Source organism: Streptosporangium sp. NPDC000563 (assembly GCF_040299985.1).
Lineage (GTDB): Bacteria > Actinomycetota > Actinomycetes > Streptosporangiales > Streptosporangiaceae > Streptosporangium.
Map to the genome: position 1 here is coordinate 49,064 of NZ_JBEPDA010000013.1, position 17,114 is coordinate 66,177.

Sequence of the window (17,114 nt, forward strand, 5' to 3'; positions counted from 1 at the left end):
GATTGTCATCACCGCTGACGACCGGAACACTCGTTGCCGCGACACCTCAATCGCTGGAGACGGAGAAACGGTGCTGCTGGTTCAAGACGGCGCGGGCTCCGTCGAAGTCCGCCAGGCGGGCGGCCAGGGTGCGCTCGGCGAGTCGTGCGGGCAGGGCGGTGTTGAACTTCAGGCCCTCCAGTGCTCCGGGGTCGGGTTCCGGTAGGCACAGTCCTTCGGCCGAGTCCCGCAGGGCGGAGGTCCAGCTTTCCTTGGATACGTCTGTCCGAAGGCGCAGCCAGGCGTCGGTCACCTGCTGCTTGGGGTCGGCCACCGAGGCGAGCGTGCTCCGCAGGGTCAGGTTGGCGCGATACCCGGCCCAGGTCCACCAGCGCACGTCGTCCCCGCGCACGATGACCGAACCGCCGGGGTGGACGACGTCCAGATGCCGCTCCCGCGCGTCGGCCAGCGCGTCGACGGCGCGACGGGTCAGCCGTACGGGAGGGGGCGCGCCCAGGAGCACCTCCCGGATGGCCTGCATGAGCTGGAAGGACGTCCCCCGCGGAAGGCCGCCCGACTGCCATCGGGCGCGTCCGCCGTGCTCCGCCGCCTCGACGAAGCAACGGCGGCGTTTCCAGTCGATCCAGGTGACCTGCCAGCTCCGGCCGGCGAGCAGGAGCAGCCGGGGTCCCTCGCGGTGGTCGCAGAGCAGCGACGGGTCGACGCGGCCGATCTCGGCACGGCCGTGCAGGACCGTGAACTGGGGCGACGCCGTGAAAACGGTGGTGAGCTCCATGAAATGACGGTGCCCGAACGCCTTTTCCGCGGCCGGACCGATGAAGAGCATGCCGCCGTCGGTGTCGACGAACCCCGCCGAGACGAGGTGCCGCAGGATCGGTGCCGCCTCGGCGCCGAAGGGTTCGAGGCCCGGCCACCACTCGGGCCAGGTACGGTCTCCGATCCGATACTCCTGCAGGCACAGGGCGAGGAACTGCTGCGCGACGATGTGCCTCGGTTCAGGCGGGGGCGTGACCGGCTCGACCCAGTGTCGCCCCCAGAGACGGAGCAGCCCCGAGGCCCGGAGCAGTCCCTGCTCGTCGAGGGCGAGGAAGAGGCAGTTGCGCGTGGAGCCGGGACGCCGCCCGGTACGGCCGACACGCTGAAGGAAGGAGGCCACGGTGGAGGGCGCGTCGATCTGGATGACCCGATCCAGGTCACCGACGTCTATGCCCAGTTCGAGGGTGGAGGTGGCGACGATGACGCAGTCCCGGCCCTCGCCGAAGGCGTGCTCGGCCCGGCGGCGTTCTTCGACGGACAGCGAGGCATGGGAGAGGAACACCGTCACACCCAGCGTGCGCAGCCGGGTGCCCAGTTCCTCGACGAGTTGCCGGGAGTCGCAGAAGACGAGTCTTTTCTCCCCTCGGTGCAGTGCGGCGATGACCTTGGCCGCGTTCGCGACGGAGCCCACGTGGTCGAGCTCGACATCACCCGGAGGCGGGCCGCCGGAGGAGCCTCCGAACGGATCGGCGAGGGCGGGAGAACCCCCGGGTAGGGCGGAAAGGGAGTCGTGACAGGTCGGAGGGCTTGAGGGCGGACCGAAAGAAGCGGACGGGTCGTGAGAGGGCGGGGACGGGTCGGCCGAACCCGGAGAGTATCCGGACGGTTCACCGGATGGTGAGATGACCTCTCCCGTACGGTTGCCGTGGCTCGATCCCTGGAGCCAGGCCAGCAACTCGGTGGGGTTGCCGACCGTCGCGGACAGACCGACACGCTGGATCGGACGGCCTGCGACGCGGGTGAGTCGTTCGAGGACGCACAGCAGATGCCAGCCCCGGTCGTCACCTGCAAACGCGTGTACCTCGTCCACCACGACGGCCCTCAGCCCGGAGAAGATCACCGGGTGGTCCACCTTGGTGCTGACGAGCATCGACTCCAGGGACTCCGGCGTGGTGAGCAGGATGTCGGGCGGGTCACGCAGGATCGCGGCCCGTCTGGACGAGGTGACGTCGCCGTGCCAGAGGGCGACCCGGCGCCCCAGCCATTCCGCGTACCGCTCCAGCCGGGGCAGCAGGTTGTTCAGCAGCGCCTTGATCGGGCACACGTAGAGGATCGAGATGCCTGTCCAGTGCTGCGTGGCCATCGCCGACAGCAGCGGGAACGCGGCCGCCTCGGTCTTGCCTCCCGCCGTCGGCGCGAGCAGCAGAGCGTCCTGCCCCGAGGCGAGCGGCCCCAGGGCCTGCTGTTGGAGAGGGCGCAGCGACGGCCACCCGAGCGTGTTGACGACATGGTGCGCCAGAGTGGGGTGCAGGGGCGCCAGGTCGCTCATGACCCTGTTTCCGTGTCGGTCGGCTCCGAGGGGGCCGGAGGGGGGTGCACCGGATCGCTCACAGGTCCAGTTCCACACTGTCCGCCGACATCGCGTTCCGCTCCACCTCGGTCAGCTCCGAGGCGGCCAGGGTGAGCGCGTAGTGCCGCCGGGGGTCGAACTCCTCGAACTGGTCGACGCGGTCCATCACGTCGACGAGCTTGCGCAGGAACAGGCGCGGCGCGACCCCCACCCGGCCGCCCAGCTCTCCCGTCACCGCGCGGCCGAGGTCCGCCAGGTAGCCGTCGTCCACGACCGAGGCGATCCGGCCGGGTACGGAGGCTCCGGCGGCGTAGAGGTCACGGACCCGGGTTCCCAGCTCGCCGAGGGAGTCGAGGGTGAAGCCCGGCAGCCGGATCTGGATGGCCCGGGGATTGTCGAAGCGTGGATCTCCGGTGAAGTCGGTGGCCAGCCGCTGAGCGAGGGGCGCCAGCCGCTGCGCGCCCTGCGGCCCCTCGAAGAAGGCGGGCGTCCCGGTGACCAGCAGGTAGAGGCCGGGAAAGCGGCCCGAGTGGACCTCGTCGATGAGCTGCCGCAGCGAGTTGAGCGCCTTGTCCCGGGCGTCGGACCTGACCCGTTGCAGGGTCTCGACCTCGTCCAGCACAAGCACCAGGCCGGGATGGCCTGAGTCGCGCAGCACGGTCAGCAGCCCCTGGACGAAACCCAGCGCGCCGAAGTGGTCGAGATCGCCTCGGACGCCGGCCGTGCGACGCGCGGCGGCGGCGACGTTCGGCTGGCCGCCCAGCCACGCCAGGATCGCGTCGGCGGTCGCCGCGTCCCCGGCGGCCGAGGCCCCCCGGTAACCGCGCAGGGCCGCCGCGAAGGTGGGCGCCGACCGGCTCACCCCGGCCAGCCGTTCGGCGAGCAGGTCCTCGACAGCCTGCCCGAGCTCCGAGGGGTCGGCGCCCGCGGTGAGCGCGTCCTCTTCGAGCACGTAGAACCACGCATCCACGACGGGCCGCAGGGCGCTGGGCGGGTAGCTCGCCGTGCAGAGGCGTTCGGTCAGTCGCCGGTAGACGGTTTCCAGCCGGTGCAGCGGGGTCTCGTTCTCGGAAACCTGGACCTCGGCCGTCGCCATGCCCCTGCGCTTGGCCTGCTCGGCGAGCCAGCGGGTGAAGAAGGTCTTCCCCGAGCCGTACTCACCCCTGACCGCCTTGAAGACCGAGCCGCCGGAGGCCAGGGTGTCCAGCTCGTCGCCGACGGTGTCGCCGAACCGGCCGAGACCGACCGCGAGCAGGTCGAGACCCGCCTGCGGCACGGCACCCTGCCGGAGCGCGTCGATCACCTCGCGCCGCCGGACGGCACTCACCGACACGTCTGCTGTCACGAAGGCCGTCCTCTCACTTTCTCGGGTTTCCGAGCCCGAACTGCTCTCTCAGCAGATGTGCGTCGAGCCGGGCGCTCCGGCCATTGTCGGTGATGGAGAGCACCGGATAGTTGTCGACGTTGAGGATCCGCTGGAGCGTGGCGACGAACCCCGCCGCCCGTACGGTGTGTTCCCCCGCGCGCTGGGCCACGACGGGAAGGGGGAGCGGGCCGCCCGCGTCCAGCAGGGCGAGCAGCACGGCGTGGATCTTCGCCTTCTGCACCCTGCGCGGCATCATCTGGTGTTGCGCCGCGAACAGTTCGGTCGCGAGCAGCTCGGTCACCAGGGTCTCGTTCGGGTTCGAGGTCGCGGGTTCGTCGACCGCGGCCGAGCCCGCCCCATCCTCGAAGTCCTTGAAGTCGTCGAACAGCGTCGGGCCCTGTGCGACCTGCGGGGCCTTCCTGCCCTTGGTACGGGGTCCGGCGGGGGCCTGCGGCACCGGGGACGGCAAGGGCGGCGGGGGTGGCGAGGGTGCTGCCTCCAGCGACCACCATTCGGGACGCTGGTCGGGCAGGGCCCGCCACCCGTCGGGCACCGAGGAGCCGAGCGGGAGGAACGCGAGCAGCGGGACCGTGACCTCGGCCAGCGAGGCACCACCGTGGTAACCGGCCTTACCGGGCAGGTAGCGCAGGTAGGGGTCCCAGAGCGCGACGAGACGCCCACCCGCCACCCTCGGACCGGTGAGCTCCACCTCGCCCTCGCCGACCGGCGCTCCGGCGTCGCGGTGGCGGGCCGAGCGGGGATCGGGGACGGTACGCAGCGTGCCGCCCCGCTCCAGCACGTGACCGTGGTCACTGGTCAGGATGACCGCTCTGCCCTGGAGCCGGGCGTGGTGCAGCAGGGTGCGCAGGATGCCGACGTCGGCCACCCCCCACGCGTCGTCGATCCGCCCCCTGCCCTTGTCCAGCGTGTCGTCGATCGTGTTCAGCACCACGCCGACATGTGTCGACACGTCCTCCAGCGCCGTGGTCAGTTCCTCTCCCAGGGAGTCGCCCGCGGAGCCGGAGAGGCTGCCCTTGTGGAACAGCCGGACCTTCCGCCCCTTCCAGAACGGGTGGTTCTCGAATGCCTTGCGTTCCTCGGCGGCGTCCCCCGTGACGAGGCGGGCGGCGAACAGGCTGGCCCGGGAGACCCTGGTCATGGTGGGGATCGCCGCCACCACCGCGCGCCTGCGTGCCCGGCCTCCGGAGCCCGGAACCGGGTCGTACTCCTCCCAGTTCCGCTCGCGGAGCTCCTCGGCCAGTTCGGTGGCGACGGCGGCGCTCATCCCGTCCAGGACGACGAACAGCAGCGGACGGCTTCGGTCGGACCTGTCCGCGACGAGGGGCGCCACCACGCGCGGGAGCACGGTGTCGACGGTGAGCAGGTCACCGGGTCCTGTGGCGGTCCAGGCGGAGAGCTTCGCGGCGAACGCCCTGTTCAGCTCGTCTCCCCGGGTGCGGACGAGGTCGTGGAGTCTCCGGTACGCCTCCTTCAAAGGTCTGTGGTGCGGCTCACCGAGCCAGAGGTCGTCGCGGGCACGGTCGACCCAGCCCCACTCGTCGATCTGTGCCTGCACGGCCGGGCCGACGCCACTGACCCGTTCGGCCGTGACATGTGGCCGCACCAGCCACTGGAGGAGTCGCTGAGCCATCTCGGCGCGGCGCACCCGGTGGCTCTCCGCCCTGGCGAGCACGTGCGTCCGCAGTCCCGCGACCGTGTCGGCCAGCACCGCCAGGCTTGGTGCGGAGCGCTTTTCGAGCGCCGCCGACAGCGCGGACGCGACGTCGTCGAGCCTGTCCTCGAAGCCGGAGCCGAGCAGGTCGCTGTGCCGGGCGGCGGCCCTGGCGCCGAACTGGCCGACGAGGTCCTCGGCCCGTTCCAGGGTGGCGTGCGCCAGGCGTGCCTCGCCCGCGTCACCCCCGTCGCGGAGCAGCCAGGCCACGAAACGCTCGGCGGTGGCGGCGAAGGCGCGGATGCTCGCATCCTCCACCGAGGGGTGCGGGCCACCGCGCGCGGACGTGTCCGCGCTCATGGCCGAGATGTAGGCGAGCGCGCCTCCCTGGGCGCGTTGCGCGACGCCCTCCGCTGAGGGGTTCCAGAGCGCGCCGCAGACCAGACCCAGCGCGAGGGCGTCGGCGGCGTGGCCGCCGTCCACGAGCTGGAACAGCACGTCGACGGTGCTGCCGGTGGTCTCACGAAGCCACGACCGCAGGCCCTCGCGCTCGGTCTCCCGCAGGCCGCGGAACGCCTCGACCGCGGCGGGGTCCGAACTCCAGAGCAGCAGCGCGGCCGCGCTCAGCTCGTCGGCGCCGATGCCCAGCCGGTCGAGGCGGAGCCGCCGGGCCGCGAGCTGCCCGAGTGCGATCTCCCGGGTCAGCATGGCGCCGGTCAGTCGTGGCCACCCGCCGGGGGGCATCGCGTCGATCAGGGCCTCGGCCGCCCAGCCCTCCGCCACCAGCCGGGGGTCCGTCCGCTGGGCGCCGAAGCTCTCCTCGACCAGCCGCCAGGGCTCCACGACGAAGATCCGCTGCCGGATCACCCTGCTCAGCAGACCGACTCCGAGCGTGCTCTCCTCCGCGTCGGTGAGTACGACCAGCACAGAGCCGTCGCCGTCGCCGTCGCCGTCGCCGTCGCCGTCGTCGCCTTCGCGGCCGCTGTCGTCGTCGCGATCCAGGTGGGTCATGACCTGCTCCATGACCGCCAGGGGCGACACGCACGCGGCTATGCGTACGGTCCGGCCGTTCAGCGTGATCTCGTCCGCACCCGCCCAGTCGGGGGCGGCCCGGATGAGCAGTACCCGCTGGTCGCTCTTGGCGTACCTGCGCAGCAGCCGGGCGACCTCCTGCTCCAGGGCGGCGATGGTGATGGGCAGCGGCCGTGAGGCGACCGAGGCCGGGCTCACCGGCGGGGGACCGATCGCATGGAGATCTCGACGTCGGCGCCGGGATCCGCCTTCGCGAGGGCGCGCGCCTGGGTGAGTAGATCGGTGAGTCTCAGCTCCAGGTCGGGGTGCGCCTCCGCGAGGGTACGGGCGTCCGTGAGCAGCTGCGACAACCGCTCCTCCAGCCGCGAGACCGGCCCGCTGTAGATGACCTCCGGCCGAGGGCCGGGCGGGGGCTTGGGGACGGGGCCGGGACCGATGGGGTCCGGGACGGGATCCGGGACGGGGTCCCGGCGGCGGATCGCCTCGCGGATCAGGTCTCCCGCGGCCGAGCCCGCCCGGGCCAGCGCGGGAGCCAGCGGGAGGGTCAGCTCGTCGGCGAGAGCCGCCTGGCGCAGCTCGCCGACGATCAGCTCGGCCCTGGCGCTGAACGGCTCGCCCAGGTCGGCGAGGTGGGCGAAGTTGTCCCAGCGGGCGGTACGCAGGGCGGTCACCACCGCCGCCGCGCTCTTGATGCTCTTGCCCACCCGCTGCGGGGCCTCGCCGACGTCGGCGGACGCGAGCTGCTCGATGATCTCCAGCTTGCCGTGCCGCGACCCCAGCCCGTCGAGCAGGTCGGCGGCCTGACGGGCGGTCCGCAGCCGCCCCTCCCTCGCGTCGAGGTCGAGTCCGAGCATGTCCCCGCGGTTCTCCAGCTCGGCCACCAGGTCGTGCGCCGCGTCGCGGTGGCGGCGCGCGTCGTCGGAGAGCTCGCGGGCGAAGAGCCCGGCCAGCCGCGCCCGGCGCGCGGCGGGAGGGTTCCGGCCGAAGATCTCCATCGCCCGTCGGCGCGCGGTATCCCAGACCTTCTCGCCGGGCAGGCTCTCCTCGCGGAGCGCCATGTCGTCCCTGATCTGGGCGAGTTCCGGATTGACCGGGCCGCCGTGCTGGGTCCAGGACCGGTCGGTCTGCTCGGCGAAACAGGCGATCACCAGGTAGGCGACGAGTCGGTCCAGGCCACGCCGTTCCGGCCGGTCGATCCAGTCGAGCAGCACGGGGATCTTGAGGTCACCGGTCACCCGGTCCTGCGCCGCGCACCGGTTGAAGTGGCCGCGCCAGTGCGAGCCGAGGACGAACGCGGCCTCGTGCATCTCGCCGAGCAGCAGCGGGTTGGCGACGCGGCGCATCGTGGCGCGGTGCGGCTTGTCGACCTCCACCCGCCCGTCGGACGCCTCGACGGCCTTGCGGACGTAGTCGAGCACCAGCCTGGCGTCGGCCGCCTTGACCACGGCGGCGCCGCCGACGTGGTCGGGGTCGAAGTCGGGGTGGGCGGGGAACTGGCAGGTCAGCATCTGCCCGGCCAGGCCGGCCATCGCGTCCGCCAGCGACGCGCCGGAGGGCAGGCGGGGGTTCAGCTCCTCCGACAGCGAGAGCAGGTGGTCGTCGAAGCCGGTGACGACGTCGCCCTGCTGCTTGCCGGTCAGGCCGTACGCCTGCCGGAGTGTCTCGGCCAGCTTGTTCGAGAGCACGACGCCCTGGCCGGTGAGGGTCTGGCGGGCCCGGTGCCGGTCGGTCGGGTTGAGATCCTTGGCGACCTCGTCGAACCGCTTGCCGTGCAGGGCGTACTCGATCGTCACCAGCCTGCGCAGGTCCTGGGTGCGCTCGGCGGACAGGGAGGCGGGCACCCAGCAGAGCGTGCGGTCGCGGAAGCCGTTCGCGAACATGATCTGCACCCGGTTGCGGTCGTCGGCAGGGGTGTAGTCGCCCTCGTCGAACGGGTAGTCGACGATGACCCGCCAGCTCGTCGGGTCGGCCGGGTGGAAGGCGTCGTCCCTGAGGTCGTCGTGGTCGCGGATGTTGCCGAAGACGACCTCCACGGACCGCTTGCTGCCGCGCCAGGCGAGCTCGAACCGGTCGCCGCCGTACTGCTCGGTCTCGGTCACGCCAAGCTCCCTGTACAGGAGCTTCCTGATCAGGTTCTTCCTGGTGCCGGTGGTGTCGGCTCCCGCGTTGCGGGCGTTGTCCAGGATGGAGTCGATGTCGACGCCGACGAGTTCGAGGCCGACCCCCGGATCGTCGGCCTTGGCGAACTTGATCTCGTTGAACTGACCGGCCCACTCCTCGACCTTGCGTGCCACCAGCCCGACCTCGCCACCGGAGATCGGACTGGTGACGCTGCCGTGGTTGAGGGCGGCGAGGCGGCTCGCGGTCAGGTTGTGCAGCGCGGGCACCGTCGGCGCGAGCGCGGAGAGCAGCAGCGTCTTGATCAGCCGGTCGTCGCCCGTGAACGCTCGCACCCGCCCGGCCAGCCGGGGCTCGGTCTCGGTGCCGCGCCGCACCCTGGCGATCTCGTCCTCGGTGAGGTCGCCGTAGCGGCCCAGAAGGTACGGGCGGAGCTTGGTGTCATACAGCTTCTGCGCGGCCTCGAACTCGACCTTGAGCTTCTGGGTGAACGGCTCGTCGCCGCCCTCGGAGATCACGTCGTAGAGGTCGCCGAGCGGGATCAGGTCGCCCAGTCGCAGGTCGTCACGGCGGCGGATGAGGATCCGCCGCATCAGCTTCAGCGCCGTACGGGAGCGCTGGAGCGCGCTGGAGATGTGGACGAGGGTGTCCATGAAGGCGGGGCTGAAGGGATAGGTCCTGCGGAAGGCGTCGATGTCGGCGCCGGTGGCGTTGCCGGAGCCGAGCAGGGTGTCCCACACCTCGCGCCTGACCTTGCTGGTCTGGTCGAACGCGCGGGCCAGTGCGGCGGCGGCCGCGTCGTCCTTCGCGGTGAGCAGCCGCTGCTGGGCGATCACCGGCAGGTTGCGGTCCTCCAGCGTGATGGTGTCGAAGCGGCTCTTGGCCAGGTCGAGGGTGTCCTGGAAGCCCAGCTCGACGGCGCCGACCACCTCCTCGCCGATCAGGTCGCGCAGGTCGCGTTGGCGGGCGATGAGACTGATGACCGGGATCGGGCGGGTCGCGTCGCCGGACTCCACGAAGTTCGTGATCTTCTGTACCTCGCGGGACACGAACTTCGGATCGCCCACCGAGTTGGTGAGCCAGAGGACGAGCTCGTCGAGAAAGAGGATGAGCGCGTCGTAGCCGAGGTCCTTGGCGTGCCTGCTGATCTCCAGCAGACCCCGGTCCAGGGAGACGAACCCCTCCGCGTCCTCCTTGGCGTTGGTGAAGAACCCCGTGTTCCAGGTCTGCAGCAGCTCGTTCACCAGCTTGCGCCGGAGCTCGTCCTCGGCGGTGAGCACGATCGGATGCTCGTCGTGGCCGTCGGAGGCGTCGGCGTGGGACCCGGCGAAGGCGGAGTCGAGCTGCTCGGAGGTCCAGGACGGCCTGGGGTCGCCCCACTCGTCGACCTCGTCGCCACCGGGGAGCCCCTGGATGAACGCCTCGTCGCCGATCCGCGCGCGCAGGTGGGCCGCCTGCGCCAGCAGGGCGTCGGTGCGGTGTACGGAGGGGATGGGCGCGTCGGGTTCGAGGGAGCGGACGTAGTCGACGTAGCGTCCCAGCACCCGGTGCTCCAGCGACTTGGCGTCGAGCAGGTGGAACGGTACAAGCAGGAAGCGCCTGCCGACCAGCCAGTCGTGCTTGGCCAGCAGCCCGGCGAACTCCACCCGCTCTCGCGCGGTCTTCTCTCCGCGCAGCAGCGCGTGCAGCACGGCCATGAAGTGGGATTTACCGGCGCCGAACGATCCGTGCAGGTAGGCGGCCTTCGAGCTGTGCCCGGTGACCGCCGCCTTGATCAGCCCGAGAGCTCGATCGAAGTTCGCGACCAGGTCCTCGGTGATGACGTAGTCGCGGAGCGTCGACTCGGCGTCGGTCACCCCCTCGGCGAGTTTGAGCACGAAATCGCTGTCGCTCATCCCCTCGGGAATGTCGATGAACTCCCGAAGCAACGGCGGCTGGTGTGGCGTTGTCATGTCCCTCACTTGTTTTGACCTGCGACAGGCGATTTCTTGAACTCATTAAGGTATCCGCGGGATGACGCCGCGGGGAAGGTCGTTCGCTGGAGTGTTATGTCCGGTCGCCGGTAACTCCGGGGAGCGGGTGATATCGTGCGCCTAGTCAGAATCGTCGCCGGGTGTGCACCTCACGACTATCCGGAGCAGGGACTTTGTCGCTGTAGTGCGGTTTGTGAACTTTCGCGTACTGACGGGCTGGTGATGTCATATGCGAAGATTGCCGGCGGAACTCCTGGAGGCCGCGGCCGCCGGAGAGGTCGTACCTGTCGTCGGTGACGGGCTGAACGCCGGGCGTCCCGCAGGGCCGGCCACTCCTGAGCAGATGGTGACGGCAATCGCCCGTCGGCTGGGTGGCGATGCGCCGCGACATCCCACCCACCGCGACCTTCCGATCCTCGCCTCGCAATATGAGGCGCTGCGCGGGCGACATGCCTTGGGCCGGCTGATTCGAGAGGAACTGGGGGCCACGAATCCGGAAGTCGGCGAGGAACTCGTGCTCGCCGCGAAGCTGGCCACAGAGGCGCTTATATCCACAAGTGTCTCGTATAGCGCTGAAATGGCGTTGAGCGCAGCCGGTCGCAATCAGCACACCGTGATCGCCGATCCCGTCAACGCCGCCTACGCGACAGACGATCACCGCCCCTGGCTCATCAAACTCGCCGGTTGCGTCTCCCAGCCGGATTCACTCGTCGTCAGCCAGGACCGGCTCATGTGGCTTTCGACGGCGATCGACCAGGTCGGCATCATCGTGCGGGGAATCCTGGTGACCAAGACTCTGGTCTTCGTCGGATACCGGCTGGACGATCCCTTTCTGGAAATGGTCCACACCCTGCTGCAGACCTCGCCGACATACTCCCGGCGTCGGTACATCCTGGCCGAGGAGGAGTCGGAGGCGTCGGCCGCGGTGTGGCGCCACCGCGGGTACGACCTCGTCTCAGGTCCTGTGCGCCGGTCACTGGCGCGGTTGGCGCAGGAGGGCGCCCCGCGTGGACGCTCGCTCCGGGTGCGGACCGCTGAGCGCCCCCGGACGCGGACGAAACCGTTCAAGTTCCTCGACTACTTCACGGAAGGGGACGCCGAGGTCTTCTTCGGGCGCGACGCGGATTCCGTGCTCATCGCGGCGATGGTCGTGAGCAGCCCTTTCGTGCTCATCACCGGTGTGTCCGGTGTGGGGAAGACCTCGCTGATAAACGCGGGCCTGGTGCCGAGGTTGCACGCCGAGGGGTTCGACACCTACACCGTCCGGGCACTCCAGCATCCGGCGACGGAGATCCTCTCCGCCGTACGCCCTCAGGGTGACGAGTCCTCGGAGGGAAAGAACCTGTACGGCGAGTTGCGAGCGGTGCTTCGCGACCGGCCGACGGTCGTCGTCATCGACCAGTTCGAGGAGTTCTTCATCCGGGTGGGCCCGGACTCACGCGCGGAGTTCGCCCGGCAGCTCGACGAATGCCTCACCGGTGACCTGCTCGACCTCCGCGTGGTCGTGGTCATCAGGGAGGACTTCCTGCACTGTCTGCTGGAACTCGAACCACCCATGGACGCCGTTTTCAAGAATCGCTACTGGGTGCGGCGGCTGTCCCACGCCCAGGCCACGGAGTTCCTCTCGGCCACGGAGCGGCGTTTCGGCATAGGGACGGAGGCCGACCTGCTCGACCGGCTTCTCCGTGACCTGGACGACGGCGGGATCGATCCGGCGCATCTCCAGATCGTCTGCCACATGCTCCACCGGGCCGACTCTCCGGATTCCGGCGTGCTCCGGCTCGCCACCTACGAACGGCTGGGTGGAACCCCGGGGATTCTCGCCGAATACCTCGACCACACGCTGGAGGATCTCGATCCTGACCGCAGGGAGACGGCGAAGGCCGTACTGAAGTGCATGGTCGGACCCGATAGGACGAAAGCGGCGATGACCGCCAAGGAGATCGAACGCGACACCATGACGCGTCGCCTCGGCATCTCCGCCGAGACCTTGCAGGACGCCCTGCAGGAGCTCACGAAAAGGCGTGTCGTCCGGCCGATCCACGGACGTGACCGACTGTACGAACTGGCCCACGACATCCTGGCCGGCAAGATCTGGGCCTGGATCGAGCCCGAGGACGTGGAGCGGAAGTACGCGCGGCAGATCCTGAATCAGTCGGTGATGGACTTCGACCGGTTGGGGGTCCTGCCGGGCCAGATCCAGTGGACCACGATCGAGAGACATCGGGAGGAACTCGACCTCACACCCGGCCAGGCACGGCTGATGCTGCTGGCCGCTCTCGACCGTGATGAGGATGTCGGCTGGTGGGCCGAGAGGGCCGTCACCTCCGGCCTCGACATCTGGCAGGAGTTTCACCGGATCGTGGCGGCACCCGATCCGGGGCTTCAGCTGGCCGTGTTGCACTGGCTGTCCGAAACGCGGGACCCCGCAGGACGCGAACTTCTGAAGCGCGCGCTGAGCAGTGACTATCCGGCGACCCGCCGTACCGCGGCCAGGATGCTCGCCGCAGAGGATCATCCACCGCCGGCGGCCGACATGTTCGTCACGATAACGGGCGGGGAGTTCGTGTTCGGTACTGACGACGGTAGATTCGAGCATTCTCGACCGGAATATCGTGCCTATGTATCGTCTTTCGCCATCCAGCGCTTTCCCGTCACCAATCTCGAATATTTCCAATTCATCCGGGCCGCCGGGCTCCGCTCGCCGGAACACTGGCGCGGTGAGGCGCCGCCGAAACGCATCACGGAGCATCCGGTGACCCAGGTGAGCTGGCACGAGGCAAATGCCTACTGTCGCTGGTATGGGCGTGAATTCGGAATTTCCGCCCGGCTTCCGACGGCGGCGGAGTGGGAGATGGCGGCAGGTTGGGACCCCGTCGGCAAGGTGAAACGACTATGGTCGTGGGGCGACGACCATGACCCGAAGAAAGGAAACACGCGAATCGGAGGTCCCGGACGCACCACCCCGATCGGGCAATATTCCCCAGCAGGTGGTGACAGTCCCCATGGGGTCGCCGATATGTGTGGAAACACCTTCGACTGGGTGCAGGACTGGTGGGCGCCGCAGCATGACATCGACCGGACACACAATCCGGCCGGTCCGGAGCAGGGAGAGCACAAATGTGCCCGCGGTGGTTCGTGGGCGGGCTCCGCGGAAGGGGCCAGCGCGGTCAGCAACAAATACTCCCTCGCCCCGGAGACCCGTAACGAATACGTGGGATTCCGCATGGCGTACTCCCTTTAAAACCCCGAGGGCGATCGTCCGGAATCAGCCTAGCGCGAACTGGGAGGCCACTCATGGCGCATGTGATGGAGACGGGCACTGTCGTCATCGACGAGAACAGGATCAGACTCCTGGCCGGAACTCTCGGGCGGCTACCGTTGGCGGCGGACTTCTCCGCGCAACTGACCCCGCAGGTGGAGGTCGAGGACGAGACCGCCTTCCGGGCGTATCTATGGGCGTCCGCGATATGCCACGCCACGAAGGGCGGCCTGGCGGGGTATTTCTCGGGAGACTACTACAAGGGCTGGGACTTTCTGCTCAGGGCCTTCACCCGGCAGGCGGTCGAGAGCCCGGGAACGCTGAGCCCCGAGGCGATGGAGGACATCACGGAGGCCGGGCTCACGGCCATCCTCGTCGGGCACGCGGAAAAGGCGGAGGTCAAGCTCGCCGACCTGTCCCGACGTGCGGAGATACTCCGCACCACCTCGTCAGAGCTGCTGCGTGCCTTCGAGGGCAGCGTGAGTCTCCTGCTTGAGGAGGCGGAGCACACCGTTGGCGGTGACAGCGGCGTCTACGCCCTGCTGGAGCGGCTGTCCGCCTTCCGGGATCCCCTGCACAAAAAGAGCAGTGCCTTCCTGATGACCGTTCACTTCTCCGGCCGATGGAAGATAGCGGATCAGCACAATATTCTGCCGATGATTGACTACCACCGGATGCGCATCCTGCTCCGTACGGGCTGCATCACTGTTCTGGATGACGACGTCGCCCGTCGGCTCCGCGACCAGCGAACGGTGAGCCCCGCTGTGGAAACGGTCGTCCGGGAGGTTTCGATGCGGGTGTGCAGCGAGTTGCCGGGGCTCGCGGGTATGCCCATGTTCGATTTCGACGTGCTGTTGTGGGCACACGCTCGCAGCTGCTGCAGGAACGCCCCGCTCTGTGTGAGCCAACGGGTCGAGAACGACTCCTTTCACTCCTACCTGGCGTCCCCCACCCCGAATCGGTGTGTCTTCGAGAGCTGGTGTCCGGGAAAGTCGGACGCGCGATCTCGTGATCTCTGGGAACCGGTGGTGGCCACCGAAAACTATTGAGCGGCCTGTGGCCGGGGATGACGGTCTCCTGTTCGTCGAGGAATCCCTTCCGTTTTTCTCCGGTCGCCGGTCTCCAAGCGCCCTTGACGCCACACGGTCCGCGGGCGACGATTGATGCTCAGGAGCCCTGAGCGGAGAATCGATTGTGGCATCGAGATCAACTGCGCGAAATCTCATCGGCCGTCACTCCGTCGCTCCACAATTTCACCTACACCTACCCTCCTCCCTATTTCGCTCGCAAACTGAGCGTTCCGGGGGGCCTTGACCGCCACGTCATCGGTGAGTTCGCCGACTTCAGCATGTATCTACATATTCCCTTCTGCCGGATCAACTGCAATTTCTGCAGTCTGCACAGGAGCCTCCTTCGTGACGACGGGGAGCTGGAGAGCTATCTTTCGGCGCTGCTCAGGGAATTGGGGGAGTTCGGTGACCACCTTGGGATTCTGGGGTCTCCGCGGATGTCCACCCTCTACATCGGAGGCGGGACGCCGAGTGTTCTGCGGATCGAGCAGCTGAACAGGCTCCTTGACCGGGTCGCCGTGTTCGCGCCGCAGGGCGTGCCGGTGGAGGCCACGATCGAGTGCGCTCCCGACGCCGGTCGTGATGCCGCCTACTGGACCTCGTTCCTGGGGGCACTCGCCACGCGGACCCGCCTGCCCATTACCCGGATCAGCGTCGGCATACAGGCGTGGAGAGACCATGCGCTGCGAAGAATGGGGCGCGGTAGCACGAAGCGGGCGGTCATCGAGCTGCTGAGGGCCGCGGACTGCCTTCTTCCCAGCTACAACGTCGACTTCATCCTGGGCTACCCGCGGGAGGAGTGCACGGTGGCGGGCCAGGCCGTGGAGATCCTGGAGGCTGTCCACGATCTTCGGGAGCTGGGGTTCTCACTTCCGAGTGTGAGCGTCTACCAGCTGTGGGACGTGGAGGAGATCCCCGTGCTGCGGCGCAGGCCGCATGAGATGCCGAGTGCTGACGCGGTGATCGAAGCACTCTGGACGATCCAGCGGGGGCTCTACGGCATGGGCTACGTTCCGGGGGCGGGGACCACGTTCGTCCGCGGCGAGGAGCACCGGCACCGCTGGACGGTGCACAGGTGCAGGGAGTTTCGCCATCTGGGCTTCGGCTCGGGCAGTTACTCCTTCCTGCCGGGCGGGTTCGTCCAGCGCGGACGGGATGTCGACGGCTACAAACGGGTGTTGTCGGCGCCGCACGTCTCCTGGACGGAGATCGACGATCGGTTGAACACGGTGTTCCGGCTGACGGCCGAGGATGTCGAGATCCGCCGGATCATCGTGGGGCTCCGCTCGGGGACGCCTGTGCCCCTGGTGGAGGCGGATGCCGTGGAGAGCCTCCGGCTCGGGGAGCTTCGGGACAAGACGCGCCGTCTCTGCCGGTCAGGAGTGCTGGAGGAGCGGACGGGCATGATCGCGCTTTCCGAGGACGCCTTCATGCTGACCAACGCCGTGTCCGCGTTCCTTCACCCCGCCGACGTGCCACGAAACTCCGCGGGGTCCGCCCTATGACGGCAGCCCGGTCGCCCTGGCGAGCTCGACGGCGAACTCCTTCACGTCCTGGTCGATGACGTCGAGTCGCTGCTCGCGCCAGACGCTCACGGCCGTCGCCGCCGGACGCAACTGAACCGCGTAGGCGCGCCGCTGCAGCGGGCCGAAGCGGCGGCCGAGCGTGTAGTAAAGCCGCTTGAAATCGGGGTCGTTCAGTCCGTAGCCCAGGAACAGCAGCGTCTTCGTGGCGAAATAGCCGTTGAGCACCGATGCGATTCCCGGCTGGACGGAGAACAGGTCGTAGTAGTCGCGATCGGTGACCACGATCGTGTCCGGCCGGGCCGGCGTCCCGTGGATCTTCAGCACCGGCACCGACCCGGAACGGATGAAGGGCAACTCGCCGTCGGTGACGACCACGCTGTGCGCGATGCCCAGTGAACTGAGCGACTGCTCGATGAAATGATCCCAGTTCGTGGAGACGAAGGCGGCGAACGGCTGCCCGCACAGCGTGCGATGCGTGTCGGTGGGGGCGGCCGGCACATGCTCGACACGATCGAGAAGAAATGACAGGAGAGCGTGCCTTCCCCGCAGGGCGGAGTAGGTGGTGGAGACCTCCGTCAGATCGTCGGGGTTGCCGTCGAAATCGTCCAGGCGGGAGGCGAGGGCACGTGCCAGCTGGGATCCGGTGGGCAGGCCGCCGAGGGCGGAAAGTCCCGCACCACAGAAAGCGACCACATCCCCGCTCTGGACCGATTCGACGAGTTCCAACGGGATGGGCGGGAGCACGGCCCAAGTGTAGTCAGCCGCCCCT

8 protein-coding genes are annotated in these 17,114 nt (G+C 68.9%); 3 read left to right on the forward strand and 5 right to left on the reverse strand.

Annotated elements, in window-relative coordinates; genetic code table 11:
* Window positions 1-46 precede the first annotated feature (46 nt).
* Genes ABT352_RS26005 through ABT352_RS26020 form a run of 4 tightly spaced genes read right to left on the reverse strand, consistent with a single transcriptional unit; the run spans window position 47 to window position 10,466 of the window.
* Entirely contained in the window at window positions 47-2,305 is a 2,259-nt protein-coding gene (locus tag ABT352_RS26005; RefSeq protein ID WP_350947541.1) for a DEAD/DEAH box helicase, read from the reverse strand.
* A 58-nt stretch (window positions 2,306-2,363) separates the two neighbouring features.
* Window positions 2,364-3,671 carry a BREX system ATP-binding protein BrxD gene (brxD, locus tag ABT352_RS26010; protein WP_350947542.1) on the reverse strand — a complete coding sequence of 436 codons (1,308 nt, stop codon included), beginning with the start codon at window positions 3,669-3,671 and terminating at the stop codon, window positions 2,364-2,366.
* Between the two features lie 13 nt (window positions 3,672-3,684).
* Window positions 3,685-6,594, reverse strand: a complete 2,910-nt coding sequence (gene pglZ / locus ABT352_RS26015; RefSeq protein ID WP_350947543.1) for a BREX-2 system phosphatase PglZ — start codon at window positions 6,592-6,594, stop codon at window positions 3,685-3,687.
* Window positions 6,591-10,466, reverse strand: coding sequence for a DUF6079 family protein (locus ABT352_RS26020; protein ID WP_350947544.1), 3,876 nt, complete (start codon window positions 10,464-10,466; stop codon window positions 6,591-6,593). The genes pglZ and ABT352_RS26020 overlap by 4 nt, the downstream gene beginning before the upstream one ends.
* Window positions 10,467-11,064: 598 nt before the next feature.
* Here ABT352_RS26020 and ABT352_RS26025 point away from each other — a divergent pair.
* The 3 genes from ABT352_RS26025 to ABT352_RS26035 all read left to right on the forward strand — a co-directional run bounded on the left by ABT352_RS26025 (window position 11,065) and on the right by ABT352_RS26035 (window position 16,324).
* Entirely contained in the window at window positions 11,065-13,731 is a 2,667-nt protein-coding gene (locus ABT352_RS26025; protein WP_350947545.1) for an nSTAND1 domain-containing NTPase, read from the forward strand.
* Between the two features lie 53 nt (window positions 13,732-13,784).
* Entirely contained in the window at window positions 13,785-14,798 is a 1,014-nt protein-coding gene (locus tag ABT352_RS26030) for a queuosine salvage family protein (protein ID WP_350947546.1), read from the forward strand.
* Window positions 14,799-15,097: 299 nt separating this feature from the next.
* A complete protein-coding gene (locus tag ABT352_RS26035) occupies window positions 15,098-16,324 on the forward strand; it encodes a radical SAM protein (RefSeq protein WP_350947547.1) in 1,227 nt (408 codons plus the stop codon).
* Here ABT352_RS26035 and ABT352_RS26040 read toward each other — a convergent pair.
* The gene (locus ABT352_RS26040; protein ID WP_350947548.1) at window positions 16,319-17,089 is read right to left on the reverse strand and encodes an SIR2 family protein; all 771 of its coding nucleotides are present in this window, start codon (window positions 17,087-17,089) and stop codon (window positions 16,319-16,321) included. The genes ABT352_RS26035 and ABT352_RS26040 overlap by 6 nt on opposite strands.
* Window positions 17,090-17,114 lie beyond the last annotated feature (25 nt).